Annotated in this window: 27 protein-coding genes; 18 read left to right on the forward strand and 9 right to left on the reverse strand. The window is 69.1% G+C overall.

Annotation, left to right across the window (positions count from 1 at the left end):
* The first annotated feature begins 6 nt into the window (after positions 1–6).
* Together ACTWQA_RS02260 and ACTWQA_RS02265 are read left to right on the forward strand one after the other, a co-directional pair.
* Positions 7–1,311, forward strand: a complete 1,305-nt coding sequence (locus tag ACTWQA_RS02260; RefSeq protein WP_443157612.1) for an FAD-dependent oxidoreductase — start codon at positions 7–9, stop codon at positions 1,309–1,311.
* Positions 1,304–2,470, forward strand: a complete 1,167-nt coding sequence (locus ACTWQA_RS02265; protein ID WP_443157613.1) for a DUF6986 family protein — start codon at positions 1,304–1,306, stop codon at positions 2,468–2,470. The genes ACTWQA_RS02260 and ACTWQA_RS02265 overlap by 8 nt, the downstream gene beginning before the upstream one ends.
* A 1-nt stretch (position 2,471) precedes the next feature.
* Here the strand turns inward: ACTWQA_RS02265 and ACTWQA_RS02270 are convergent, their stop codons facing one another.
* From ACTWQA_RS02270 to ACTWQA_RS02290, 5 genes are all read right to left on the reverse strand, one after another.
* Positions 2,472–3,152: a copper homeostasis protein CutC gene (locus tag ACTWQA_RS02270; protein WP_443157614.1), complete on the reverse strand. Its 681-nt coding sequence runs from the start codon at positions 3,150–3,152 to the stop codon at positions 2,472–2,474.
* A gap of 303 nt (positions 3,153–3,455) precedes the next feature.
* Entirely contained in the window at positions 3,456–4,058 is a 603-nt protein-coding gene (locus tag ACTWQA_RS02275) for a GNAT family N-acetyltransferase (protein WP_443157615.1), read from the reverse strand.
* Between the two features lie 199 nt (positions 4,059–4,257).
* Entirely contained in the window at positions 4,258–4,995 is a 738-nt protein-coding gene (locus ACTWQA_RS02280; RefSeq protein ID WP_443157616.1) for a GntR family transcriptional regulator, read from the reverse strand.
* 857 nt (positions 4,996–5,852) lie between these two features.
* Positions 5,853–6,284 (reverse strand): Zn-ribbon domain-containing OB-fold protein, encoded by a 432-nt coding sequence (locus tag ACTWQA_RS02285; protein ID WP_443157617.1) that lies wholly within the window; start codon positions 6,282–6,284, stop codon positions 5,853–5,855.
* Positions 6,284–7,453 carry a thiolase C-terminal domain-containing protein gene (locus tag ACTWQA_RS02290; protein ID WP_443157618.1) on the reverse strand — a complete coding sequence of 390 codons (1,170 nt, stop codon included), beginning with the start codon at positions 7,451–7,453 and terminating at the stop codon, positions 6,284–6,286. The genes ACTWQA_RS02285 and ACTWQA_RS02290 overlap by 1 nt, the downstream gene beginning before the upstream one ends.
* A 269-nt stretch (positions 7,454–7,722) precedes the next feature.
* Between ACTWQA_RS02290 and ACTWQA_RS02295 the strand changes: the two genes are divergently transcribed.
* The 5 genes from ACTWQA_RS02295 to ACTWQA_RS02315 all read left to right on the forward strand — a co-directional run bounded on the left by ACTWQA_RS02295 (position 7,723) and on the right by ACTWQA_RS02315 (position 12,747).
* Positions 7,723–8,244, forward strand: coding sequence for a flavin reductase family protein (locus tag ACTWQA_RS02295; RefSeq protein WP_327591180.1), 522 nt, complete (start codon positions 7,723–7,725; stop codon positions 8,242–8,244).
* On the forward strand, positions 8,231–9,373 hold the full coding sequence (locus ACTWQA_RS02300; RefSeq protein WP_443157619.1) for an acyl-CoA dehydrogenase family protein: 1,143 nt from the start codon (positions 8,231–8,233) through the stop codon (positions 9,371–9,373). Before ACTWQA_RS02295 ends, ACTWQA_RS02300 begins: the two co-directional genes overlap by 14 nt.
* 10 nt (positions 9,374–9,383) lie before the next feature.
* On the forward strand, positions 9,384–10,157 hold the full coding sequence (locus tag ACTWQA_RS02305; protein WP_443157620.1) for an SDR family oxidoreductase: 774 nt from the start codon (positions 9,384–9,386) through the stop codon (positions 10,155–10,157).
* A 63-nt stretch (positions 10,158–10,220) separates the two neighbouring features.
* A complete protein-coding gene (locus tag ACTWQA_RS02310; protein ID WP_443157621.1) occupies positions 10,221–11,516 on the forward strand; it encodes a DUF2252 domain-containing protein in 1,296 nt (431 codons plus the stop codon).
* A 28-nt stretch (positions 11,517–11,544) separates the two neighbouring features.
* A complete protein-coding gene (locus tag ACTWQA_RS02315) occupies positions 11,545–12,747 on the forward strand; it encodes an ATP-grasp domain-containing protein (RefSeq protein WP_443157622.1) in 1,203 nt (400 codons plus the stop codon).
* Positions 12,748–12,810: 63 nt separating this feature from the next.
* On the opposite strand, the gene ACTWQA_RS02320 is transcribed toward ACTWQA_RS02315, so the two are convergent.
* Complete coding sequence (locus tag ACTWQA_RS02320) at positions 12,811–13,071, reverse strand: hypothetical protein (protein ID WP_443157623.1); 261 nt, start codon at positions 13,069–13,071, stop codon at positions 12,811–12,813.
* Between the two features lie 16 nt (positions 13,072–13,087).
* Positions 13,088–13,372, reverse strand: a complete 285-nt coding sequence (locus tag ACTWQA_RS02325; RefSeq protein WP_305923058.1) for a hypothetical protein — start codon at positions 13,370–13,372, stop codon at positions 13,088–13,090.
* Between the two features lie 168 nt (positions 13,373–13,540).
* Here ACTWQA_RS02325 and ACTWQA_RS02330 point away from each other — a divergent pair, with 168 nt between their 5' ends.
* From ACTWQA_RS02330 to ACTWQA_RS02345, 4 genes are all read left to right on the forward strand, one after another.
* Positions 13,541–14,191, forward strand: a complete 651-nt coding sequence (locus ACTWQA_RS02330) for an NIPSNAP family protein (RefSeq protein ID WP_443157624.1) — start codon at positions 13,541–13,543, stop codon at positions 14,189–14,191.
* A gap of 131 nt (positions 14,192–14,322) precedes the next feature.
* A complete protein-coding gene (locus ACTWQA_RS02335; protein WP_305923060.1) occupies positions 14,323–14,526 on the forward strand; it encodes a hypothetical protein in 204 nt (67 codons plus the stop codon).
* A gap of 44 nt (positions 14,527–14,570) precedes the next feature.
* On the forward strand, positions 14,571–15,695 hold the full coding sequence (locus ACTWQA_RS02340; RefSeq protein WP_443157625.1) for a hypothetical protein: 1,125 nt from the start codon (positions 14,571–14,573) through the stop codon (positions 15,693–15,695).
* Positions 15,696–15,741: 46 nt separating this feature from the next.
* Positions 15,742–16,170, forward strand: a complete 429-nt coding sequence (locus ACTWQA_RS02345; RefSeq protein WP_443157626.1) for a hypothetical protein — start codon at positions 15,742–15,744, stop codon at positions 16,168–16,170.
* Here ACTWQA_RS02345 and ACTWQA_RS02350 read toward each other — a convergent pair.
* The gene (locus ACTWQA_RS02350; RefSeq protein ID WP_443157627.1) at positions 16,160–16,894 is read right to left on the reverse strand and encodes an SDR family oxidoreductase; all 735 of its coding nucleotides are present in this window, start codon (positions 16,892–16,894) and stop codon (positions 16,160–16,162) included. The genes ACTWQA_RS02345 and ACTWQA_RS02350 overlap by 11 nt on opposite strands.
* A gap of 45 nt (positions 16,895–16,939) precedes the next feature.
* Between ACTWQA_RS02350 and ACTWQA_RS02355 the strand changes: the two genes are divergently transcribed.
* From ACTWQA_RS02355 to ACTWQA_RS02370, 4 genes are read left to right on the forward strand one after another with little or no spacing between them, the layout of a single operon-like run.
* Positions 16,940–17,668 (forward strand): enoyl-CoA hydratase family protein, encoded by a 729-nt coding sequence (locus tag ACTWQA_RS02355; RefSeq protein ID WP_443157628.1) that lies wholly within the window; start codon positions 16,940–16,942, stop codon positions 17,666–17,668.
* A 23-nt stretch (positions 17,669–17,691) separates the two neighbouring features.
* Positions 17,692–18,459 carry a CoA transferase subunit A gene (locus ACTWQA_RS02360; protein WP_443157653.1) on the forward strand — a complete coding sequence of 256 codons (768 nt, stop codon included), beginning with the start codon at positions 17,692–17,694 and terminating at the stop codon, positions 18,457–18,459.
* Complete coding sequence (locus tag ACTWQA_RS02365) at positions 18,443–19,165, forward strand: CoA-transferase subunit beta (RefSeq protein WP_443157629.1); 723 nt, start codon at positions 18,443–18,445, stop codon at positions 19,163–19,165. The genes ACTWQA_RS02360 and ACTWQA_RS02365 overlap by 17 nt, the downstream gene beginning before the upstream one ends.
* The gene (locus ACTWQA_RS02370) at positions 19,162–20,190 is read left to right on the forward strand and encodes an NAD(P)H-dependent flavin oxidoreductase (protein WP_443157630.1); all 1,029 of its coding nucleotides are present in this window, start codon (positions 19,162–19,164) and stop codon (positions 20,188–20,190) included. Before ACTWQA_RS02365 ends, ACTWQA_RS02370 begins: the two co-directional genes overlap by 4 nt.
* A gap of 311 nt (positions 20,191–20,501) precedes the next feature.
* Here the strand turns inward: ACTWQA_RS02370 and ACTWQA_RS02375 are convergent, their stop codons facing one another.
* Positions 20,502–20,954 carry an ATP-binding protein gene (locus ACTWQA_RS02375; protein ID WP_443157631.1) on the reverse strand — a complete coding sequence of 151 codons (453 nt, stop codon included), beginning with the start codon at positions 20,952–20,954 and terminating at the stop codon, positions 20,502–20,504.
* Between the two features lie 265 nt (positions 20,955–21,219).
* On the opposite strand from ACTWQA_RS02375, the gene ACTWQA_RS02380 reads away from it, so the two are divergent.
* The 3 genes from ACTWQA_RS02380 to ACTWQA_RS02390 all read left to right on the forward strand — a co-directional run bounded on the left by ACTWQA_RS02380 (position 21,220) and on the right by ACTWQA_RS02390 (position 23,404).
* A complete protein-coding gene (locus ACTWQA_RS02380) occupies positions 21,220–22,074 on the forward strand; it encodes a helix-turn-helix domain-containing protein (protein WP_443157632.1) in 855 nt (284 codons plus the stop codon).
* 24 nt (positions 22,075–22,098) lie between these two features.
* Complete coding sequence (locus ACTWQA_RS02385; protein WP_443157633.1) at positions 22,099–22,344, forward strand: DUF397 domain-containing protein; 246 nt, start codon at positions 22,099–22,101, stop codon at positions 22,342–22,344.
* A gap of 517 nt (positions 22,345–22,861) precedes the next feature.
* Positions 22,862–23,404 (forward strand): MvdC/MvdD family ATP grasp protein, encoded by a 543-nt coding sequence (locus ACTWQA_RS02390; protein WP_443157634.1) that lies wholly within the window; start codon positions 22,862–22,864, stop codon positions 23,402–23,404.
* Positions 23,405–23,572: the final 168 nt, after the last annotated feature.

The raw sequence follows: 23,572 nt of genomic DNA on the forward strand, positions 1-23,572 counted from the left end.
GGCGGCGTGGCGTTGCGTGTGGCGGTCATCGGGTCGGGCCCCGCCGGGATCTACACGGCCGAGGCACTGGTCAAGCAGTCCTCGGAGGCCGTGCGGGTCGATGTGCTCGAACGACTGCCGACCCCGTACGGGCTGGTCAGATACGGCGTCGCGCCCGACCACACGTCGATCAAGTCGATCGCCAACTACCTGCGGAAGGTGCTGGAGCTGCCGGAGGTCCGCTTCCTCGGCGGCGTCACGCTCGGCCCGCACGTGTCCGTGGAGGACCTGCTCGGCCGCTACGACGCGGTGGTCTACTGCACAGGGGCGATGGTCGACAGGAAGCTCGGCATCCCCGGCGAGGACCTGCCGGGGAGCGTGGCGGCGACCGACTTCGTCAATTGGTACTGCGGGCACCCCGACGTCGACCCCGGCATGTTCACGCTCGACACCTCCGAGATCGCGGTGATCGGGGTCGGGAACGTGGCCGTGGACGTCGTCCGCGTCCTGGCCAAGACCGCCGACGAGCTGCGCTCCACCGACGTGCCGCACGACGTGCTCCAGCGTCTGTCGGAAAGCCAGGTGAAGGCCATTCACATGGTGGGCCGGCGGGGCCCCGAGCACGCCAAGTTCACCCTCAAGGAGCTGCGCGAGCTGGGCGATCTGGCCAACGCCGACGTCTGCGTACGACCGGACGAGGCCGTGGTGCTCGGCGGCGACTTCCCGCGCCAGGTCCAGGGCAACATCAAGGTTCTGCAGTCGTGGGCCGCGCGCGAGCCCGTCGGCCGGGCGCGCCGCCTCGACGTGCGGTTCTGGCTGCGGCCCGTGGAGATCCTCGGCACCGAGCGGGTGGAGGGGCTCAAGCTCGAACGCACCCGGCTGTCGGAGGAGGGCCGCGTGGTGGGCACGGGCGAGTTCGAGACACTGCCGGTCGGGATGGTGTTGCGGTCGGTCGGCTACCAGAGCGTGCCGCTGCCCGGGGTGCCGTTCTCCGAGCAGACCATGACCGTGCCGAACGAGGCCGGGCGGGTACGCGACCGCGAATACGTGGCAGGCTGGCTCAAACGCGGGCCCACCGGGGTGATCGGCACCAACAAGTCCGACGCCGCCGAGACGGTCCGTACACTGCTTGCCGATCTGGAAGGGCGCGAACGTGTTGATGACGGCGAGTCGATCGACGTGCTGCTGGCGGAGCGGGGGATACGACCGGTGACCTACCAGGAGTGGCTGGCGATCGAGGCGGCCGAAGCCGAGCTGGCCAGGTCGCTCGGCCGCGGCGAGCGGGTCAAGCTCGTCGGGCTGGAGGCCATGCTCCGGGCGTGCCGTGTCTGACGAGCGTACGAGTGCGGGTGCCGTGCCACCCGGATTCACGGAGGTCTACCGGGCTCAGCAGGCCCGGTTCCCGATGCCGGAGCCGGGGTGGCAGCCGGTCCACACGGTCTACGTGCCCGCCGACCGGTTCTCCGCCCGCACGGTGGCCGACTGGCGCGATCAGGCGTTGTCCCTGGTCAAGGCGCATCTGGGCGGTCCTGACGAGCTGGCTGAGGTGTTCGGCGTGCCCGGGCGGCTCGCCGCCTCCGTACAGGAACTGATCCTCCGTAAGCTCGCGCACGAGCCGATCGAGGACCTGCGCGTCGACTTCGAGGACGGCTACGGCGTGCGGCCCGACCCGGTCGAGGACGACCACGTGGAGCAGGCCGCCGAGGCGCTGGCCGCGCTGCACACCGCCGGGGCGTTGCCGCGGCGGTGGGGGCCGCGGGTGAAGTCGTTCGCGGACGGGGATCCCGGGCGGTCGGTGCGCACGCTCCACGGGTTCGTCACGGGGGTGATCGCGCGGGCCGGGGAGTTGCCCGCCGGGTTCACGGTGACGTTCCCGAAGGTGCTGATGGAGGAATACCTGTCGCAGTTCGCGGGCGTGCTGGAGCAGCTGGAGGCCGAGGCCGGCGGGCCGCTCCGGTTCGAGATGCAGGTGGAGGCTCCGCAAACGCTGCCGTTCCTGCGTGCCGAACTGGCCGAGTCCCTGGGCGGGCGGCTGGCGGCGGCGCATTTCGGCGTGTTCGACTACACGGCCGCGCTCGGGCTGCCGCCGCACGAGCAGCGGCTGGACCATCCGGCCTGCGACCACGCCCGGCACGTCATGCAGACCGCGTTCGCCGGCACGGGCGTGGAGCTGTCCGACGGCTCGCTCGCCGCCTCCCCCGCCTCCGACCGCGCGGCCGACGTGCACGCGTTGTGGCGGCGACACGCCGAGCTCGTACGGCACTCGCTGCGGAACGGCTTCTATCAGGGCTGGGACATGCACCCGTCGCACCTGGTGAGCCGGTTCGCCACCCTCTACGCCTTCCACCTGGCCAACTACGACTCCTACCGGGAGCGGGTGAGCGCGTGGGAGGAGCAGCGGGACGCGGGCGGCGGGGTCATGGACGAGCCCGCCACGATCCGCACCCTCGCCGCCGCCCTCCGGCGCGCCGATGCCGCCCTGCCCGAGTAGGTCAGTCGCGTTCGACCATCGCCCGCCATTGGCGTACCAGTCGCCACTCGACCGGGTCCGACCAACTGGCCCGGACCGCGGATCCCACGTGGAAGGCCCGGACGCCGTAGTCGAGCAGCACGGGCACGTGCGCCGGCCGCAGTCCGCCACCGGCCAGGATGATCGAGCCGTCACCCGCCTCGGCCCGGGCTTTTAACACCGGCAGGCCCTCACCGACGCCGGTGGGTGATCCGGACGTCAGCACGGTGGCGAGGTTGGGCAGCAGGCGCACGGCGCGCCAGGACGCCTGGACGTCGGCGGCGTGATCGACGGCTCGGTGGAAGGTCCACGGCAGGGGGGACACGGCGTGGATCAGCGCTTCGGTGGCCGCGAGATCGACGGCTCCCGCGCTGTCGAGAAATCCGAACACGAACCCTGCCGCCCCGGCCTGCGCCAGCGCCTTGGCGTCGCGACCCAGCCGCGTCAAGACGTCGGGGTCGGCGGCGAAGTTGGCGTCACAGCGGAGCATCACCATCTGGGGAAGCGGGCATTCCGCGGCGATCGCGGCCACCGTCTCCGGGGAGGGGGTCAGCCCGTCGGCCGCCATGTCGGCGACGACCTCCAGCCGGTCGGCTCCGCCCTGTTCGGCGGCCACGGCGTCACGCACGTTGAGCGCGATCACCTCGAGCAGGGATCCGGTCATGCAGGAGAGGCTATATGGTGCTCTGCACCTTTCCGCCGCGAAAACCCCAAAGGCACCAACCCCCCTCCGCTAGGCGTCGAGGGAGAGCGCCTGGCGCGGGCTGAGGCCCTTCGAGCGGAGCGCCCGGCGACCGCAGGCGTCAGGCTATGGTCGCCGACGAGCTCGCCTCTCGGACCGGCTGAGGGCGCTTGAGGGCAGGTGCGACCTAGCGGCGGACGGGCGGCGGGCAGGTCAGGGAGCGGCGGGCAGGCGAAGGGGGGGCCCGGCCTCCCTGAGGGTTGGAGGCCGGGCCCTGTTGGAGGGTTAGGCGGTGATCAGTTCCGCGATGGTCAGGTCGCGGAAGGCCGTCGTGGAAAGGTCCTCCGAGGGGCGCTGGAAGAGGGCGCCGGAGGAGCGATGGGGCAGGTCAACCGTGCGGACGTGGCGGAAGCCGCGGGCACGGTAGTACGACTGCAGGCGCGGGTTCGCCTTGGCACAGTCGAGCCGGAGCCACGGCAACCCCGAGGCGAACGCCGAGGCGCCGGCCCAGTCGAGGAGCGCGTCGCCGAGGCCGCTGCCGGACCACGGCCGGGCCACGGCCAGCTTGTGGATGTAGAGCGCGGCACCGGGGTCGTCGCCCGGAGCCCAGAACTCCGGGTCGGCGTGGTCGTCGAGGGCTATGGTGGCGACCGGCGGCGCCGACTCGTCGGGGTCGAGGTATCGAAGCTCGTCGTCGAGTACGAACAGCACCCGCTCCTCAATGAGCGGCTCGATCCGCTCGGGGCCGAACCCGTTGCGGGGCCACTGCCGCACCCCTTGCGCATAGAGCCACTCGGCGGTGTCCGCGAGCAACGTCAGTACGCCGGGAAGGTCGTGAGGTTCCGCCCGGCGGAGCGCGAGCGGATGAAGCAGGGTGTTTGTGTGCATAAGACAACTCCCGTTGCATTGGGTTCCTACACGAGCGCACAGCGTAATGGCGCGATGTCGCGTAGGGGCGAAATGGGGCCTTAACCCGATATACATGGATAAATGGCGATTTGGGGGAGTATGCACGACTCCCCCAGGCCAGCGAGGCGGCTATTTCTCGCTGCACCCGGCCGGCGGGATCACCCCTTCATCCGAGCCCTCAACGGCTATCGAGCTCGTATCTGATCAAATGTTTGTCGGCGGGCAGCACCGACACAGCGACACGCACTGGCATGTCGGCCCCGTCGAAACCAACTCGGACATACACCATGACTGGCGTGCCGAGCTCGAGCTGGAGGCGCTCGGCCTCCTCTTGGTTGGGCATGCGGGCCCAGATGTCGTCGACGACGCGCACCTGCGCATGACCCAATTCCTCCAGCACCCGGTTCGCCCCTCGCGCGATGTCTCCGGGCCTGGCGATCTCGGAATCGGCAACCAGATCACGTGGGAAGTAGGAATCGTTGGTGTTGTACGGCTGGCCGTCCACGAACCGCAGACGGCGTCTCACCACCGCCAATTCCCCATCCGCCAACTCCAGCCGGCTGGCGATCTCCTCGACCGGAGACACGGTCAGCACCTCGATGTACTGGCTTGGCGCACGGCCTTCCTGTGCCACGGCGTAGGCGAAAGCCTCGCGCAGCTCCCCACGGGGTTGCTTGTCCAGCTCACGTTGGGGATGGATGAGCAGCGGCCGCCGGTCTCTGACCACGGTCCCGCGCCGCGGCGTGCGCGTGACGAGCCCTTCATTGACGAGCTCTCCGAGGGCCAGCCGTACGGTGTTTCTGCTCACCCCATGGTCTTCCATGAGCTGTGCCTCGGTCGGCAGCTGTGCCCCGGGGCCGAGGACACCCGAGTAGATGGCGCGACGCAATTCCGCAGCCACCTGCTGATACAGCACCGACCTTGCCACTTTCACCCCTTTTGTTCCAACAATTTAGACGATCTGGTTCTAGCAGGCCACAACCCCTTGACCGAACCGCCTCCTGCGGCCCATCATCCATTCGTTGGTACAAATCCATCTAAAGGCCGGTGAGGGGGTGAAGGCCAGTGTTGCCGGTCCGCACGGGTACGCCGTACCTGCCCTGGCATAACCCTGGTGAAGCAACACGTTTACTGCGTTACGCGTTGACGCGCCAGGGGTTCACCCACACCTACCAGAGCAATCGGCATGGCACGCCCATGCAATCGGTGTCGACAGAGCTGACCGTGCGGTGCAATGACGGATCCTTTGTCTGGAACGAGGAGGGTGGCGCCCCCGTCACGCACCCCATTGATGACCCGGTTGGTGCAGCTCAACGCATCGCCGCACGTTACCGGCAGCAGGAGCTTTCACACTCCCCCATCGACTCCGTGTGCGATCACACGGCCTAGGACTCCATCCCTCGCCGGAGTCCTGGCGCCGCCGCTCACGGGGCAGGAAGCGCGTCCTGGCGGGTCCCCCACGCCCGCCAGGGCGCGCTTTCCTCCGAGGGACCAGCCGATGGATCTCTTCCTTCTTCCGCCCGCCCGGCGGCCCGCGCGGCCGCGGCCCGGCGAGCACGAACGTCTGGACGGCAGGCATGATCGTCAGCCATGGCCGCGTGGCCACGCCGGTCACCCAGTCCATTCCGCTCACGTCCGCCGCCAAGATCCAGCCGTCCGCGTTGACGTCTACTGCCTCATCATCAACCCTCGGAGCCCGAACTGGGGGCCGCTTCGCCATGGTGGGACTGATGGGGTTCGTGGGTACGAATCCATTTCCCGGACCAAGGTCGACTAGCGGAAGGATGTGCGCTGGTGTGGATGAGGATCCAGGCTCCCGGCCGGCGTCCAGTTCACCAGCGTCAAGGTCTCGTCGATCCGGTCGTAGGACGCCCGCACCCGCTCGCCCGGCTCGGGGGGCCGGTCCCCGTGCCAGTTCCCGTACACCAGGCATCCCGGCACCGCCGCCAGCCGCACCATCACGACCACATAGGGCTGCCGCCGGCCTGGCACGAACGCCTGGTGGTTCACGATCCAGCTCTCGACCCGCCCCTCGGGCTCCACTTCCTGCCAGTGACACGCCTCGCTCCGGCACGCCGGGCAGAACGCCCTGGCTGGGAAACGCGTCGTCCCGCAGGTGTCGCATCGCTGCACGGCGAACTCGTGCCCGGCGATCCGCTCCCACCACTCCCGCGAGTCCCGGTCGGGCTCGGGCCGATAAGCCATCACGACCTCCTGAGGATCAGCGCGGAGGTCGCCGGCAGGATGTAGCCGGGCTGGGCCGTGGACAGCGCCACCTCGGCGCCCGGCACCTGGCGGTCCCCCGCGTCGCCCCTGAGCTGGGAAACCGCCTCCGCGATGTGGTTGACGCCGTGGACGTAGCCTTCCGACAGGAAACCCCCGTGGGTGTTGACCGGCAGCGGGCCGTCCAGGGCTGTGGCGCCCGAGGCCACGTACGGGCCGCCCTCGCCCTTGGCGCAGAACCCGTAGTCCTCCAGCTGGACGATCACCGAGTACGTGAAGCAGTCGTAGATCTCGGCCACATCGACGTCCTCAGGGCCGAGCCCGGCCTGCGCGTACAGGCGCGGGGCCAGGACGGCGGCCGCGGTCACGGTCGGGTCGGCGTCAGGAGCCGACAGGTGGGACGTGCCGCCGCCCCACGCCGCGGCCGAGATCAGCACCGGCGGGCGGCGCAGCGAGCGGGCGCGTTCCGCCGTGGTGACGACCACGGCGCAGGCCCCGTCGGTCTCCAGGCAGCAGTCCAGGAGGCGGAAGGGCTCGGCGATCCACCGGCTGGCCAGGTAGTCGTCCAGCGTGATCGGCGTACGCATGAGCGCCCGCGGGTTCTTGGCCGCGTTGGCGCGCTGGGTGACCGCCAGGTGCCCGAAGTGCTCGGCCTTGGTGCCGTACTTCAGCATGTGGGCGCGGGCGTACATCGCGTACTGCTGCGGCGGCGCGACGTACCCGTACGGCGCCTGGTACTGCACCTCCGGGCTCGCCGGCACCCCCCGGCCGGTGCCGCCCATGCGGAACTCGGAGCGGGCGTTGATGGCCCGGTAGCAGACGACCGTCTCGGCCAGCCCGGCCGCGACCGCCAGCGCGGCCTGGCCGACCACGGCGTGGGAGACGCTGCCGCCGCCGAACTGGTCCAGGTGCCAGGCCAGGTCCGTCAGCCCGAGCGCCGGGCCGACCAGGGTGGGCGGGGCGGAGTCGCCGACGCGATGCGTGGCCAGGCCGTCCACGTCATCGGCCGTCAGTCCGGCGTCCTCCAGGGCGGCCAGCACGGCGCGGCAGGCCAGCGTCAGGGTGCTGACGCCGGAGTCCTTGGTGAAGGGGGTGTATCCGACGCCGGCGATCGCGGTCACGTCCCGGAAATCAAGCAAGCGCTTGGCCACATCGATAACGCTATGCCGGGCATTTCGCCCATGTCAACGCACGTGCGGCGGCACAGGTCCGCACCGTGCACGACACCAACCTGTGCGGCATTCGACTTGACATGTTTCCCCGGCCCCCCTAGCGTCCAAGCAAGCGCTTGGTAAGATAGGGCGCAGCCGGTCGACTAGGAGGCGGACCCATGAGCACACACGCTGCCCGGCTCGTCGCGCCGGACGGCTGCCGCAGCCTTCCGGCGCCGCATCAGCGCAGGATTCGCAACGGAGCTGCCATGCCGACGGGCCCTTCCCCACAAAGCGCCAACGGCCATCTGGACAGCCGGCGCTTCCGGCAGGTGCTCGGCAGGTTCGCGACGGGCGTGGTGGCGATCACGGCGCTCGATCCGCTGAACGGCGAGCCCTGCGGCCTGGCCGCGAACTCCTTCACCTCGGTCTCGCTCGACCCGCCCCTCGTGGCGTTCTGCGTGGCGCACACCAGCACCAGCTGGCCCAGGGTACGCGGCGCGAAGATCGTCACGGTGAACGTGCTGGCCGAGCACCAGCAGGCGGTGTGCGCCCAGATGGCGACCAGAGGCGGCGACAAGTTCGCGGGCCTGGAGTGGACCGGCTCCCCCGGCGGCAACCCCGTGCTCGAAGGCGCGCTGGCCTGGATCGACTGCGCGGTCGAGGCCGAGCACGCGGCGGGCGACCACATGATCGTGGTGGCCCGGGTGCTGCAGCTCGACACGCACGCCGAGGGCGGGCCGCTGGTGTTCTTCCGCGGCGGCTACGGGGGGTTCGTTGACGCTTCCTGAGCTCGGCGAGACCCCTGGCTTGCGCGAGGAAGCCAGGGGCTGGCTGGAGGAGGCGCTCAGCGGCGAGTTCGCCCCGGCCAGGGGCCTCGGCGGCCCTGGGCGCGAGCACGAAGGGCACGAGCTGCGACTGGCCTGGGAGCGCCATCTCGGCAAGAACGGCTGGACCTGCCTCGGTTGGCCGGAGCGGTACGGCGGGCGCGCCGCCTCGCTGGAGGACCAGGTCGCCTTCTACGAGGAGTACGCCAGGGCCGATGCCCCCGCGCGGGTCGGCCACATCGGCGAGGGCCTGATCGGGCCCACCATTCTCGACTTCGGCACCGACGAGCAGAAGGCCCGGTTCCTGCCGCCGATCCAGCGGGGCGAGGAGCTGTGGTGCCAGGGGTACTCCGAGCCCGAGGCCGGCTCCGACCTGGCCGGCGTCCAGACCAAGGCACATCTGGAAGACGACTGCTGGGTGATCACCGGCCAGAAGGTGTGGACCTCGCTGGCTCACGTGGCCGACTGGTGTTTCGTCTTGTGCCGCACCGAGCCGGGCTCGCAGCGGCACCGCGGGCTGTCGTACCTGCTGGTGCCCATGCGGCAGCCAGGTGTCACCGTGCGGCCGATCGTGCAGCTGACCGGGACGTCGGAGTTCAACGAGGTGTTCTTCGACGGCGCGCGCACGGCGGCGGACAACGTGCTGGGCGCGCCCGGCGACGGCTGGCGGGTCGCGATGGCCACGCTCGGCTACGAGCGCGGCGCGTCCACGCTCGGGCAGCAGATCGGCTTCCGGCGCGAGCTGGCCAGGGTGATCGAGACGGCGAAGCGGACCGGCGCGGCCGATGACCCGGTGCTGCGTGACCGCCTCGTGCGGGCGTGGCTGGAGCTGGAGATCATGCGGCTCAACGCGCTCAGGATGGTGCGCCCCGACCCGGGGCCGGAGGTGTCGATCGCCAAGCTCTACTGGTCGGAGTGGCATCGCCGGCTCGGCGAGCTGGCGCAGGCCGTCCAGGGGAAGGCCGGGCTGGTGGGCGAGCTCAACGACCTGCAGCGGCTCTACCTGTTCAGCCGGGCCGACACGATCTATGCCGGTTCCAGCGAGATCCAGCGCAACATCATCGCCGAGCGCACCCTGGGACTGCCACGGTGAGGGAGAGGCGATGACCCCGGCGTACCCCAAGGCACACGGACTGCTCGACGGCAAGGTGACGCTGGTGACGGCGGCCGCCGGCGCCGGCATCGGCTACGCGACCGCCCGCCGGTGCGCCGAGGAAGGCGCCACGATCGTGGTCTCGGACCGGCACGAGCGCCGCCTGGCCGCCGCCGCCGATACCCTGACCGAGCTCACCAGTGTCAAGCCACTCGCCGTCCCGTGCGACGTGACGTCCGAGGCGCAAGTGCTGGCGCTCTTCGACGCGGTGGTCGAGGCGCACGGCCGGCTCGACGTGGTGATCAACAACGCCGGACTCGGCGGTACGGCGCCGCTGGCCGAGATGTCCGACGACCAGTGGCACGCGGTCATCGACGTCACCCTGAACGGCACCATGCGCTGCACCCGGGCCGCGCTCCGCCAGATGATCGATCAGGGCTCCGGCGTCATCGTGAACAACGCCTCGGTGATCGGCTGGCGGGCGCAGCGCGGGCAGGCCCACTACGCCGCCGCCAAGGCCGGGGTGATGGCGCTGACCAGGTGCGTGGCGCTGGAGGCGGCCGAGCACGGCGTGCGGGTCAACGCGGTGGCGCCGTCGCTGGCCGTGCATCCGTTCCTGGCGAAGGTGACCAGCGAGGAGTTGCTGGCGGAGCTGGCGGCCAAGGAGGCGTTCGGGCGGTCGGCGGAGCCGTGGGAGGTGGCGAACGTGATCGTCTTCCTGGCCAGCGACTACTCCTCGTACATGACGGGCGAGGTGGTCTCGGTCTCCTCCCAGCACCCCTGACCGGCCCCTGTCAGGGAAAGATCAGGCTAGGCGGCAAGAGATTCCGGATCTACTGTCCGGATTATGGGCCCACGCTCTTCCTTCCTGCTCGATGTCCTCATGACGGAGTTCGGCGAGTCGATCAAGCAAGACCCCGCCGCATTTAGGCGGAAATTTCGGAAAATGGCGGCCTCCCCCTTCGCCTTCTACCGCGGCAGCGCGTCCCTCTTCTACGCGGATATGACCGGCACATACGCCGACGACGCCTACCTCGACGCCCCCACCAGCCGCGTCTGGATCCACGGCGACCTGCACGCGGAGAACTTCGGCACGTACATGAGCGCCTCCGGGGTGCTCGTCTTCAACGTCAACGACTTCGACGAGGCGTACGTGGGGCCCTACATCTGGGACCTCAAGCGCTTCGCCGCCAGCGTGGCGCTGCTCGGGTACGCCAAGGCGCTGTCCGACGACACGATCGGCGCGCTGGTGACCGACTTCGCCAGGGCGTACCTGGACGAGCTGGGCGGCATCGCGGCCGGCGGGGACGACGCGATCGGCTCGCTCACCCTGGACACCACCACGGGCGTGCTGCACCACGTGCTGCAGACGGCGCGGCTCAACACGCGGGTGGCGCTGCTCGACGTGGAGACCGTGATCGACGACTACGACCGGCGCTTCGCGCTCATGGAAGGGCGGACGGCGGTGGACGCGGCGACCAGGGACGCCGTGCTGGCCGCATTCGAGGAATACCTGACCACGCTGCCCACGCAGGCGAACCCGGTCGAGCACGTGATCAAGGACGTGGCGCTGCGCAAGGGCGTGGGCATCGGGTCGGCGGGGCTGCCGTCATACAACCTGCTGCTCGAAGGGCGCTCACAGGCGCTGGAGAACGACGTCATCCTCTACATGAAGCAGGCGGCGGTGCCGGCCGTGGCGCGGCACGTGACCGACGAGAAGGTGGTCTCCTACTTCCTGCACCAGGGGCATCGCACGGCGGAGTCGCAGCGGGCGCTGCAGGCCTACGCCGATCCCTGGCTGGGCTACACGACGCTCGGCGGAGTCGGGCAGCTCGTGGCGGAGGTGTCGCCGTACTCCGCCGATCTGGACTGGGACGACGTGAACGAGCCGGACGAGCTGCGCTCGATCATGCGGGACCTCGGGCGGGCGGTGGCGCGCATGCACTCGGTGGCCGACGACGAGTCCAGCCACGACCTCGTCGACTTCTCGACGGAGGAGGCGATCATGGCGGTGATCGACGGCGACAGGTCCGGATTTATCGAGGTTTTGGTGGATTTTGCTCACCGTTATGGGGCACAGGCCCGGGAAGACCACCAACGGTTCGTCGATCTGTTCCGCAACGGCCGCCTTCCTGGCGTCTGAGCCGCGGGCGGGAGCGGAGGAATCCCCCGTGCGACATCTGATCGGGCTGCTGCTGGGGACCGAGGAGGACTGGCCGTCGGCGTTCGAGACCGTGCTGCGGCGGCTCGGGCCGATCAAGGGGGTGGGCGAGTTCGACGTGGAGCGCGTCACGATCGAGCCGTTCGACCTGCGCGCGAAGCCACGGCACGCGCTGGTGATCGACCGGCTGGCGTACTGGTATTACCACCCGCGCGAGTGGCTCAAGAAGATCTCCATGATGGACGACGTCTATCTGCTCAACAGCCCGTTCACGTTCCAGTCGATGGAGAAGCACGCCGCTTACTGCGCGATGATGCGGCTCGGGCTGAAGGTGCCGGAGACGGTGCTGGTGCCGTACAAGAACCCGCCCGACAACACCAGGTACGCCTACACCGCGGCCCGCTACAACCGGCCCTTCGACCTGGACGAGGTGGCCGAGCGGATCGGCTACCCACTGTTCATGAAGCCGTACGACGGCGGCGCCTGGCGCGGCGTGTCCCTGGTGCGCGACCGGGACGAGCTGCACCGGGCCTACGACGCCAGCGGCGAGATGCTCATGCACCTCCAGCAGGCCATCCAGGGGTACGACGCGTTCGCCAGGTCGCTGTCGATCGGGCCCGAGACGATGGTGATGCGCTTCAGGCCCGAGGAGCCGATGCACGCGCGGTACGCCGTCGACCACGAGTTCCTGTCACCGGCCGCCGGCGAGGAGGTCGTGACGATCGGGAAGCTCGTCAACGCGTTCTTCCGGTGGGAGTTCAACTCCTGCGAGACCCTGGTCAAGGGCTCGGACGTGCACCCCATCGACTACGCCAACGCCTGCCCCGACGTGGCGCTGACGAGCCTGCACTACTACTTCCCCTGGGCGATCAAGACGCTGGTGAAGTGGTGTGTGTTCTGCGTGGCCACCCGGCGCAGGCCGCGGATCGATCTGGAGACGCACGACTACTTCGCGGTGACCGGGACGTACGAGGAACGGCTGGCGGAGTATCGGAGGCTGGCGGACCGCTATTTCGACACCGAGCGTTACCACGAGTTCTGCCGGACCCATCTCGGGCACCTCGACGAGGTGGTGCTGGAGTGGGTGGCCGCGCCGGAGTTCGACCGGCTGCTGGTGGACACGGTGAAGGCCACGTATCCGGCACACGAGCACGACAGGTTCGTCGAGCACTTCAGGGGGCTGCTGCGGCTCTGGGTGAAGGACCAGGGCTAGCGCGGAGGGTGCGAGCCAGGCCGGGATCCCGGCCTGGCTCGCCGGAGGGGGCTCGAGGACCAATCAGTCGACGATGTCGTCGATGCTCGCGCGGCTGCCGTAGCTCGCCGTGACGGCGTCGCCGTTGACGTTGTTGACACTGCTCGCGCCCTGGCCGTTCACGTTGACGTTGACGACGTTGCCGAAGTTGTTTCCGGACTGGGACGAGGACCTGTTGGAGCTGGAGTTGCCGGCGTTGACGTCCGCGTACGCGGCGGCGGGCAGGAGCCCGGCGCCGGCCGCGGCCGCGGCGATGAGGCCGGTCGCGCAGAGCTTCTTCACCATGTCGATGTCCTTTCGGTCAGCCGAAGATGTATGTCACCGTGATGCCGCCGTGCGTGGCGGTCGAGGCGATGCCGTTGACGTTGTTGACGTTGGTCGAGGCGCCCTCACCGCGGTTGGCGGCCGAGACGTCGCCGAAGTTGTTTCCCGACTGGGACGAGCCGCTGCTGCCGCTCCAGTTGTAGGACCAGGAACGGTCGCCACAACGGTCGGACCAGCCGTCAGCGCGCGCGGGGACAGCGGGGAGCGCGCCACTCGCGACCGCTGCCACCATGGCCGCGGCGGCGCACACTCTTCGGATCACTTCTGCTCCTTCGCCCTCAGGGCCTTTGACCTTTCCTTGGCCCTTGGAGATCAAGGTCGATGCGAGCCTATAACTCTACGTTGTCAATTGATAGCTCAAAGTAATCAGAATATTGTTCGGCGCATACGCTGACGCAGGATGTCAGCGACCTTGGCCTATCGTCCCCGCATGATCTACGAGCTGCGGCAGTACACATTGCGCCCGGGGCGGCGCGACACGCTCATCGAGCTGTTCGAGCGGGAGTTCGTCGAGACGCAGGAGGCGGCGGGCATGCGGGTCGCCGGGACCTTCCGCAACCCGGACGCGCCCGACACGTTCCCCTGGCTGCGTGCCTTCCCTGACATGCCGGCCAGGAAGGCGGCGCTGGAGGCCTTCTACGGCGGGCCCGTGTGGCAGGCCAACCGCGACGCGGCCAACGCCACGATGATCGACTCCGACGACGTGCTGCTCCTGCGCGCCCTCGCGGAGCCGCCCGCATGGGAGCGGCCGCCGGTCGGCGCGGCCGAGCTCCCGCCGTCGATGTACGTGGCCACGATCTGCCACGTCGAGGACGGCTTCGCCGGCTTCTTCGACTCGGAGGTCGCTCCGGTGCTGGCCGAGGCCGGGGTGCCGGTGGTGGCCCGGTTCGAGACCGAGCACGCGGAGAACACCTTTCCGCGCCTGCCGGTCCGTACTGGGGAGACGGTGTTCGTGTGGTTCACCCGCTTCGACACGCCGGAGGAGGAGCGGGTGGTGGAGCTGCCGATGCTGAAGGCGCGCCTGACCGTGGCCCCGCAGCGGCTCCGCCTGCGTCCCACCGCCCGGTCCGCCATGCGCTGAGCACGCCCAGGGACCACCCCCTGACCAAGGGGCGGGCGAAAGCTGGGGTTTTCCCTAGGAGGCACCCTGAGTCTGCGGGTACGCCGGACATCTACGCTCCAAAGGCGGTAGATCTCAGCGGAGGGCCCTGGATGGACGTGCATGAGATCAGAAGACGGCACGAGGACGAGCTCCTCGCCATCCCCAACGTCACCGGCGTCTCCACCGGTAAGGGCGACGCGGACGAGGACGTGATCGTCGTCTACGTGACCCACATGGTCTCGTCGGGAATCCCGGCCGAGCTCGACGGCGTACCCGTCAAGGTCATGGAGATCGGGACCCCCACGGCCCAGTGAGCATCACCGCACCCGGAACTCCTTCCAGGTAGGAGGTGGTTGGCGTGAGCCAGCCGGAACTGATGCGCGGATCCCAGGGCTATCGCCTGTCCGACGCCGCCAAGGAGCAGGCTGCCCACACACTGATGGATCCTGCGACGCGGCCGAGCAATGTCGTGGGGTTCGGCCAGGGCGTCAAGTGGACGCACGGGGAGCCGACCGGCGAGCCGGCGCTGCTCGTCTTCGTGTCGCAGAAACTCCCGCCCACCATGCTCAGGGAGCAGGACCTGCTGCCCCGGCGCATGGACGACGGGACGACCGTCGACGTGGTCAGGGTGGGCCACGTCGTCGCCGAGCGGCTGATGGGCTCTCCCCAGGCGGTGAGCGCCCCCGCTGCCCAGTTCATGGGCGCGCCCGCTCCCGCGATCCCGCGCGGCGACGGCGCGCCGGCCGACACCGGCGTACAGGTGCTCACCCGGCGCATGCGGCCCTGCCCGTCCGGCTTCTCCATCGGCAACGTGCAGGTCACGGCGGGCACGATGGGCAGCGTCGTCTACGACTTCCTGCCCGGCGCCACCATCGACCCGCCCGCACCCGGGCTGGGCATCCCCTCCCGGTTCTACGTGCTCAGCAACAACCACGTCCTGGCCGACTCCAACCGCGCCCCCGTGGGCAGCGCGATCGTGCAGCCTGGCCGCTTCGACGGCGGCGTCGATCCGCAGGACCGGATCGCCGTCCTGTCCAGGTTCATCCCGATCGACCTCACCCCGGCCATCCCGCTGACGAGCCACAACAACATCGTGGACGCCGCGATCGGCGAGGTGCAGTTCCAGGAGGCCACCAGGCAGACCTACTTCAACGGCGCGCCCAGAGGCTGGCGCCGCAAGGCCAACGTGTCCGTCGGCGACCTGGTGAAGAAGACCGGGCGGACGACGAACCTGACGCTGGGCCGCATCATCGCGGTGGACGCCACGATCGACGTGAGCTACGGGTTCGGCATCGGCCGCTTCCGCGACCAGATCGTCACGACCGCGATGTCGGCGGGCGGCGACTCGGGCTCCCTCGTCACGAGCCTGGACAACGTCGCCATGGGCCTGCTTTTCGCCGGGTCGGTCCAGGTCACCATCGTCAACCACATCGAGCACGTCCGTAGCCTGCTCCGCGTCGAGATCGCCGAGACGCTGGCGTAACCCGCTGAGACGCCGCAGCGGTGCGGCATCGGAGGAGAGAAGCACCATGCCTCAGTCAACCAAGGCGCCCGACCGGGCCTTTTACGACGCCACCGGAGGGCAGGCCAAGTCCTTCGCGGAGTCCGTCGCCGCGCAGAAGAGCGCCACCATCAACGCCTACGTGGAGCTGCGCAACGGGTCGGCGATCTTCGTCATCGACCTCGAGATCGACCCGAACACCTACCCGTTCCAGGTCGTCAGCGGCACCATCAAGTCGGGGATCTGCGGCGCGCCGTGGGCCGTCACCAGCGGCCACCTGGGTGAGCAGCTCCTGCTGAACGCCACCAGGAAGGGCCAGGGCAGCTGCGCCAGCACCATCACCGTGGTGGGAGAGCAGCAGGATCCGCTGTCGTGGCGGGGGACGTACGGGTTCGACGGCACCGCCTCGTCGTTCCGGCACACGACGATCTTCCACGCCTGGTCGCTCAGCCCGTGAGGTCACCGGCCAGGTGGCGCCAGTAGGGGATCTCGCCGCCGCCGTCCACCCGTACCTCCGCGCCCGTCACATAGGCGGGCGCGGCCAACCACAGGCACGCGCCGGCCACGTCCTCGGGCGTGGCCGGCCGACCGGCCGGGATCGCCTCGCCCATCCGGCCGTCCCCGTGCTCGCCGTAGTGGCCCGCCGCGCTCTCGGTGGCGGCCAGGCCCACGACGACCGTGTTGACCCGCACGTCGGGAGCCCACTCGGCGGCCAGGCAGCGGGCCAGGTGGTGGAGTCCGGCCTTGGCGGCGCCGTACGCGGAGGTGCCGGGCGAGGGACGGGCGCCGCTGGAGCTGCCGATCATCACGATGGCCCCGCGGGAGGCGGCGAGCAGCGGGTAGGCGTACTGCGCGACCAGCAGCGGGGCCGTCAGGTTGAGCTCGATGACGCGGGCGTGCAGGCGCGGCGAGGTGCCTTCCAGCGGCGCGTACGGCGAGCCGCCCGCGTTGTTGACCACCACGTCGAGCCGGTCGAACCCGGCCACGAGCCGCTCGACGTCCTCGGGGACCCGCACGTCCGCCCGTACGAACCGGAACTCCTTGCCCGGGGGCGGCGTGCGGGCACAGACGGTCACCTCGGCTCCCGCCTCATGGAAGGCCCGCGCGATGCCCGCGCCGATGCCCTTGGTCCCGCCCGTCACCAGGACCGACTTGCCCGAGTAGTCGTAAGTCAGGGTCACGGATGCTAACGTACCAAGCAAGCGTTAGGTGAACCAGGGAGCGAGATGGGGATCACGCTGCGGGCCGGGCCGATCGCCGAGGTCGTCGTCGACGTGCCGCCGGTGAACGCGTTGGCCGTGCGGGGCTGGGAGGAGCTGGCCGAGGCCGTGCGGACGGCCGGGGACGACCCGGGGACCAGGGTGGTCGTGTTGCGGGCCGAGGGCCGCGGGTTCAACGCCGGGGTCGACATCAAGGAACTGCGGGACGCCGAGGGCTACGGGGCCCTGGTCGCGGTCAACCGGGCCTGCTACGCGGCGTTCGCGGCCGTCTATGAGTGCGCGGTGCCGGTCGTGGCGGCGGTGCACGGGCACTGCCTGGGCGGCGGCGTCGGGCTGGCCGGGAACGCCGACATCGTGGTGGCCGCCGACGACGCCTACTTCGGGCTGCCCGAGGTGGACCGGGGCGCGCTGGGCGCGGCCACGCATCTGGCCAGGCTGGTGCCGCAGCACCTGATGCGGGCCATGGTCTACACCTGCAGAAATGTTTCCGCGGCCGAGTTGCACGCGTTCGGGTCGGTGCTGGAGGTCGTGCCCCGCGACAAGCTGCGGGACGTGGCGATGGAGGTGGCCGGGCAGATCGCCGCCAAGGACCCGTACGTCATCCGGCGCGCCAAGGAGTCGCTCAACGGCATCGACCCCGTGGACGTCAAGCGCAGCTACCGCTTCGAGCAGGGCTTCACCTTCGAGCTGAACCTCATGGGGGCGGGCGACCGGCACAGGGAGCGATTCACGTGACGGCGGTTCGCGACAACAAGGTGATGTCCGCCGAGCAGGTCGCGGGCGCGCTGGAGAGCGGGATGACGGTCGGGATCGGCGGCTGGGGCTCGCGGCGCAAGCCCATGGCCCTGGTGTCGGCGATCCTCCGCTCCCCCGTCCGTGATCTCACGATCGTCTCCTACGGCGGCCCGGACGTCGGCATGTTGTGCGCGGCCGGGAAGGTGCGCAAGGTCGTGGCCCCGTTCGTCACGCTCGACACCATCCCGCTCGAGCCCTATTTCCGGCGGGCCAGGCAGGCGGGGGAGATCGAGTTCGCCGAGTACGACGAGGGGATGTTCATGTTCGGGCTGCTGGCCGCGGCGCACCGGCTGCCGTTCCTGCCGACGCGGGCGGGGATGGGGTCGGACGTGATGCGGGTCAACCCGGAGCTGCGGACGGTGCGGTCGCCGTACGAGGACAGGGAGGAGCTGGTCGCGGTCCCGGGGCTGACCATGGACGTGGCCCTGGTGCACATGAACCGGGCCGACTCCCGGGGCAACGCCCAATACCTGGGGCCGGACCCGTACTTCGACGACCTCTACGCCAAGGCGGCGGCGCGCTGCTACGTCTCGTGCGAACGCCTCGTGGACACCGCCGACCTGCTGAAGGAAGGGCCGGTGCAGTCGCTGCTGATCAGCCGGTCGATGGTGACGGGCGTGGTGGAGGCGCCCGGCGGGGCCGGGTTCACCTCGTGCGAGCCGGACTACGGGCGCGATGAGGAGCGGCAGCGGCGTTACGTGGAGACGGGTGTCGATGAGCAGCAGGGCTGATGTCTGCGTGGTGGCGTGCGCGGAGGCGTTCAGGGGTGACGGGGAGATCCTGGCGGCCGGGATCGGCGGGGCGGTCACGGTGCTGGGGGCGCGGCTGGCGCGGCTGACGTTCGAGCCTGACCTGCTCACGAACGACGGCGTCTGCCTGCTCACGGGGGACGTGCCCGCGCTGGGCCGCGCGCCCGAGGTGGTCGAAGGCTGGCTGCCGTTCAGGGAGCACCTGTGGTTGGTGCTGAACGGGCGGCGGCACGTCATGCTCGGCGCGAGCCAGATCGACCGGTACGGCAACACGAACATCTCCTGCATCGGCGACTGGGCCCAGCCCAAGACGCAGTTGCTGGGAGTGCGAGGCGCGCCCGGGAACACCCGGTGCGACCCGACGAGCTACTGGATCCCCCGTCACAGCCCTCGGGTCTTCGTCCCGAAGGTGGACATGGTGAGCGGCCTCGGGACCGACCGCGGGGCCTTCGAGCTGCGCCGCGTCGTGACGAACCTGGCCGTGCTGGACTTCCGCACCCCTGACGGGTCGATGCGGCTCGCGTCCGTGCATCCGGGGGTCACGGTCGACGACGTGGTGGCGGCGACCGGCTTCGACCTCGTGATCGACGCGGATGTCCCCGTGACGCGGGAGCCGGAGCCCGAGGAACTGCGGATCCTGGACCTGCTCGACCCCTCCCGGAGCCGCGACCGCGAGGCGGCGGCGTGAGGACCGCGCTGACGTCCCTGGTCGGCTGCCGGTATCCGATCGTGCAGACCGGAATGGGGTACGTCGCGGGCGCGCGGCTGGCGGCGGCCGCCTCGCAGGCCGGCGGTCTGGGGGTGATCGGCGCCGCCACCATGTCGGTCGCCGAGATGACCGAGGCCATCCGGCGGGTGAAGGAGCGCACGGACGCACCGTTCGGGGTCAACATCCGCTCCGACGCCGACGACGCGGCCGAGCGGGTCGAGGTGATGGTGCGGGAGGGCGTGCGGGTGGCGTCGTTCGCCCAGGCGCCCAGGCGGGACCTGATCGCCCGCCTCAAGGACGCCGGGGTGGTGACGATCCCCTCCGTGGGAGCTCGCCGGCATGCGGAGAAGGTGGCCGCATGGGGCGTGGACGCGGTCATCGTGCAGGGTGGCGAGGGCGGCGGCCACACCGGCCCGGTCGCCACCACCCTGCTGCTCCCCCAGGTGGTGGACGCGGTGGACATCCCGGTGATCGCGGCCGGCGGCTTCTTCGACGGGCGGGGGCTGGTGGCGGCGCTGGCGTACGGGGCCTGCGGGATCGCCATGGGCACCCGGTTCCTGCTGACCAGCGACTCGCCGGTGCCCGACGAGGTGAAGAAGGTCTACCTGGCGGCGCGGGAGACCGTGGTGACGACCAAGGTGGACGGGGTGCCGCATCGGGTGCTGAGCACGCCGTTCGTGGCCTCCCTCGAACGCTCCCGTCTGGCCAGGGCCGTGGTGAACGGGGCCAGGTTCAAGCGGCTGTCCGGGTTGTCGTGGGCGGCGCTGATCCGCGAGGGCCGCCGGATGCGGCGCGGGCGGGAGCTGACCTGGGCCCAAGTGCTGCAGGCGGCGAACACGCCGGTGTTGCTGCGGGCGGCCATGGTGGAGGGGCGGGCGGATCTGGGCGTGATGGCGTCGGGCCAGGTCGTGGGCGTGATCGACGATCTACCCTCATGCGGGGAGCTGATCGAGCGCATCATGGCGGAGGCCGACGCCGTCCTATCCCGCCTCGATCGCCGCTAGTCGAAGATCGGGCTCAGGACGGGGCTCCACCGCTCTGCACCGGCCAGACCTCACGATGTCCTCGGGCCCCCAGTGCACGTCGACAGGCCCAGTATTCTTCACCGGGTCGGTGAAATGGCTCGACGGCGAGTTCGATGGACACGCGCTGCGTGGCGACCGGCAGGTTCTTCAACGCCTCGCGGCGGCTCAGGCCCGTGATGCCCTTCGCGTTCACATACTGGATGACCTCGCCGGGATTGGCCTTGGCGTATTCGCAATCTTGGCCGCTTCGGCTGATCCATCCACCCCTCCAGCCTACTTGCGAGGCGCCATTACATCTCCACCATGCAGGCTCGCGCGTCCGAGGTGCCGACTGGCGGCTCGTCCGTGGTGAGCACTTCCGCCCATACCCGCCTTCCCCCGAGGGAGTTGTCGCCGGTGCCCCAGCGGAGTGCGGTGTCGTCTACGATCCGCAGGCCGCGTCCCGAGCAGTCCAGTTCGCCGGGCTTGCGCACGTGGGGAGCGGTCACCCCTCCGTTGTCCGTGACGTCGATGCGCGCCAGGTTGTCGCCGATCGCCCGGACGCCCACGGTGATCAGGCCGCCGGGCAGGCCCGAAACGGAGTGCGTCAGCGCGTTCGCAAGCAGTTCACTGACTACGAGCTGTACGCCGGTTACGTTCCGATGACCGGCCGCCGCCAGGATGGCCTTGATGCAATGGCGAGCGACCGGCACCGAGTTCGCCATTCCCGGAAACACCAGTTCGGCGAGAAATCGCCTGTTCATCAGCGCACCCTCCGGAATCTGATCATGTCCTTCACGAGGACGTTGAGCGTGGTGGACCCGGCAAGACCCTTCCGCCGGTCCCTGATTTCGCTAAACGGATCTTTCGTACGGGTTCCGCCACTGAGGTCGTCAGAGCCGTACCAGTGCGGAATCCTTGGCATCGATGGTGCTCCTGCAACAGTGCTGCTGTAAAGCCGTTCCCTCGGAACAGTTCCAGAAGTACGGTTCCCATGGAACACAAACTGTATGCATTTGAGGTGAAAGCATGGCAAGCAGGGCGACGCCGACCGTGCGCCGGAGACGGCTTGGGTCCGAACTGAAGACTCTGCGGATCGCCGCCGGCCTGAATCGCGACCAGGCGGCGGAGCACATAGGAGTGGCCCCGAGCACCATAACGAAGATCGAGAGCGGGCAGTCTGCGGCGAAAGTCGGAGACGTGTCTTTGCTGGTCGACCTCTACGGAGTGACTGATGAGCAGCGAAGGGAGGTTCTCCTGACTCTGGCTCGGGAAGGCCGTCAGCGCGGATGGTGGCAGAGTCACAAGAAAGCTATTCGCCCCTGGTTCGAGACCTTCGTCGGCTTGGAGTCTGCCGCGAGGGAGCTGAGGCTCTACGACTCGGAACTGGTGCCCGGCCTGCTTCAAACGGCCGCCTATTATCGGGCGAACATAGGCGCGGCACCGGTTGCCTTCTCCGAGGAGGCGATCGAGCAGAAAGTTGCCTTCCGCCTGGCTCGTCAGGAACGGCTGAACGACCCGGCCAACGAGTTGCGACTGTGGTCGATCATCAACGAGGCATGTCTGCGTAGGATGGTCGGCGGGCCCGAGACGATGGGACCGCAGCTGCGTCACCTGGTGGAGGCGTCTCAAAGGCCGAACATCACGCTCCAGGTCCTCCCGTTCTCCGCTGGCTCGCATCCGGCTATGGATGGAAGCTTTGTGATCATGGAGTTTCCTGAGAGCCCCGATGTGGTCTATCTGGAGAGTCAAGCAGACGCCCGATACCTGGAGGAAATTGATGTCGTAGAGCGGTATAACGTGGTGTTTAACCATTTGAGGGCCAAAGCTCTTGATCCGGACAAAAGCCGCAAGACGCTCGTCGAGGCGGCGAAGAACCTCTGACGTAGGGCAAGCGAAGGAGCGAGTGTGAGGAAGCACCTCTCGCGCGAGGGCTGGCGCAAGTCCAGGTACAGCAACGTCGATGGAAACTGTGTTGAGCTCAACGAGGCCGACGTACCCGCTGATGCAGGCCTGCACAAGCAAGGGCCGTTGGTCGTGCTGCGCGACAGCAAGGACCCCGACGGGCCCATGCTGTACTTCAACAAGGCCGAGTTCCGGGATTTCGTGCGCAGCGCGAAAGACGGCGAATTCGACGACATGATCGCCGTATAGTGCTCCGATAGGCTCGGCGCCGCACCCTAGAGCGGACCCTCGCGGGTCCACCCGGTCACCCCTTCCCTTGGGGGCGTGTCGGCTATCTCAAACGTCAGCATTCAGGAATCGTTCGCTGGGAACTGTTCTCTCTACTCGTATGGCCATCAACCCATCGGTAACGTAGCGTGAACGCGTCATCGCCCGTCGCTAGTACCGGCTAGCTGCCACGGAGGGTCCCAGACACGTGAGCACTCAGACCCGAGAAGAACTCGACCTGATCACTCACTCCCCCGGACGGGGAATCGCGAGGGCTGATCTTCAGGATCGGGGACCTGTTCCCCATGCTTCCGACGAGACACATCCTGTCGGCTCCTGCCACGCCCGCGAGTGGCGCCCGGCCTTGGGGCCTGCGCTTCCTCGCCCCACTGCCCATCCACGCGGGCAAGCACGAAGGAGCGACGAAGAAGACCAGCTCGTCCTCGCCTGATGGGACAGCCCCGGAAGAAGTCGGCTCGGACTGACCAAGGACATTCCAGTGACGCACACTGTGCTGATCGTCACCGACGATACGGATCTCGTCGCTGACCGCGTCGCCGCAGAACTGGCTGGTCGAGGCACACCCGTCGTCACCCTCGACACCTCCCACTTCCCAGCCACGATCTCCATGGCCACCGGCATCGCAACCGGGAGCCACCGCTGGGCCGGGACTATCGGCGGTCCCGGCGGGAAGGTGGTGGATCTCGCTTGTGTGGGAGCCGTCTACTGGCGGCGACCGACTCAATTCGAGATGGACCACCGCATGACCAGTCCGGAGAGGGCATTCGCGTACGGTGAGGCCCGGCGGGGATTCGGTGGCGTGCTAATCGCCCTCGGGGAGAACGACTGCCTGTGGGTCAACGATCCCGTCGCCGCCGCGCGGTGCGAGTACAAGCCCGTGCAACTCCAGGTCGCCGCCCCAGGTGGGGCTGAACGTACCAACCACGTTAATCACGTCCGACCCGCAGGCCGCCTACAACTGGGCGAAAGAATTGGGCAAGCCCATCATCTACAAGCCGTTGAGCGGTATCTGGCACGCTGACGGACCAATGATCGAAACCTGTGGATCTGACGGGAAGGGTGTACCTTCCCGAATCATCTGATCATGGTTTCGAGATAGGCCGACGCGCCAACGTCGGTCGGGAAGGCACACCCGTGCCGCTTACCGTAGTGCCCGAGCTGCCCGCTGACGACCGCTCCCCGGCAGGCT

This window comes from Nonomuraea sp. 10N515B (genome assembly GCF_052245915.1).
Taxonomy (GTDB): domain Bacteria; phylum Actinomycetota; class Actinomycetes; order Streptosporangiales; family Streptosporangiaceae; genus Nonomuraea.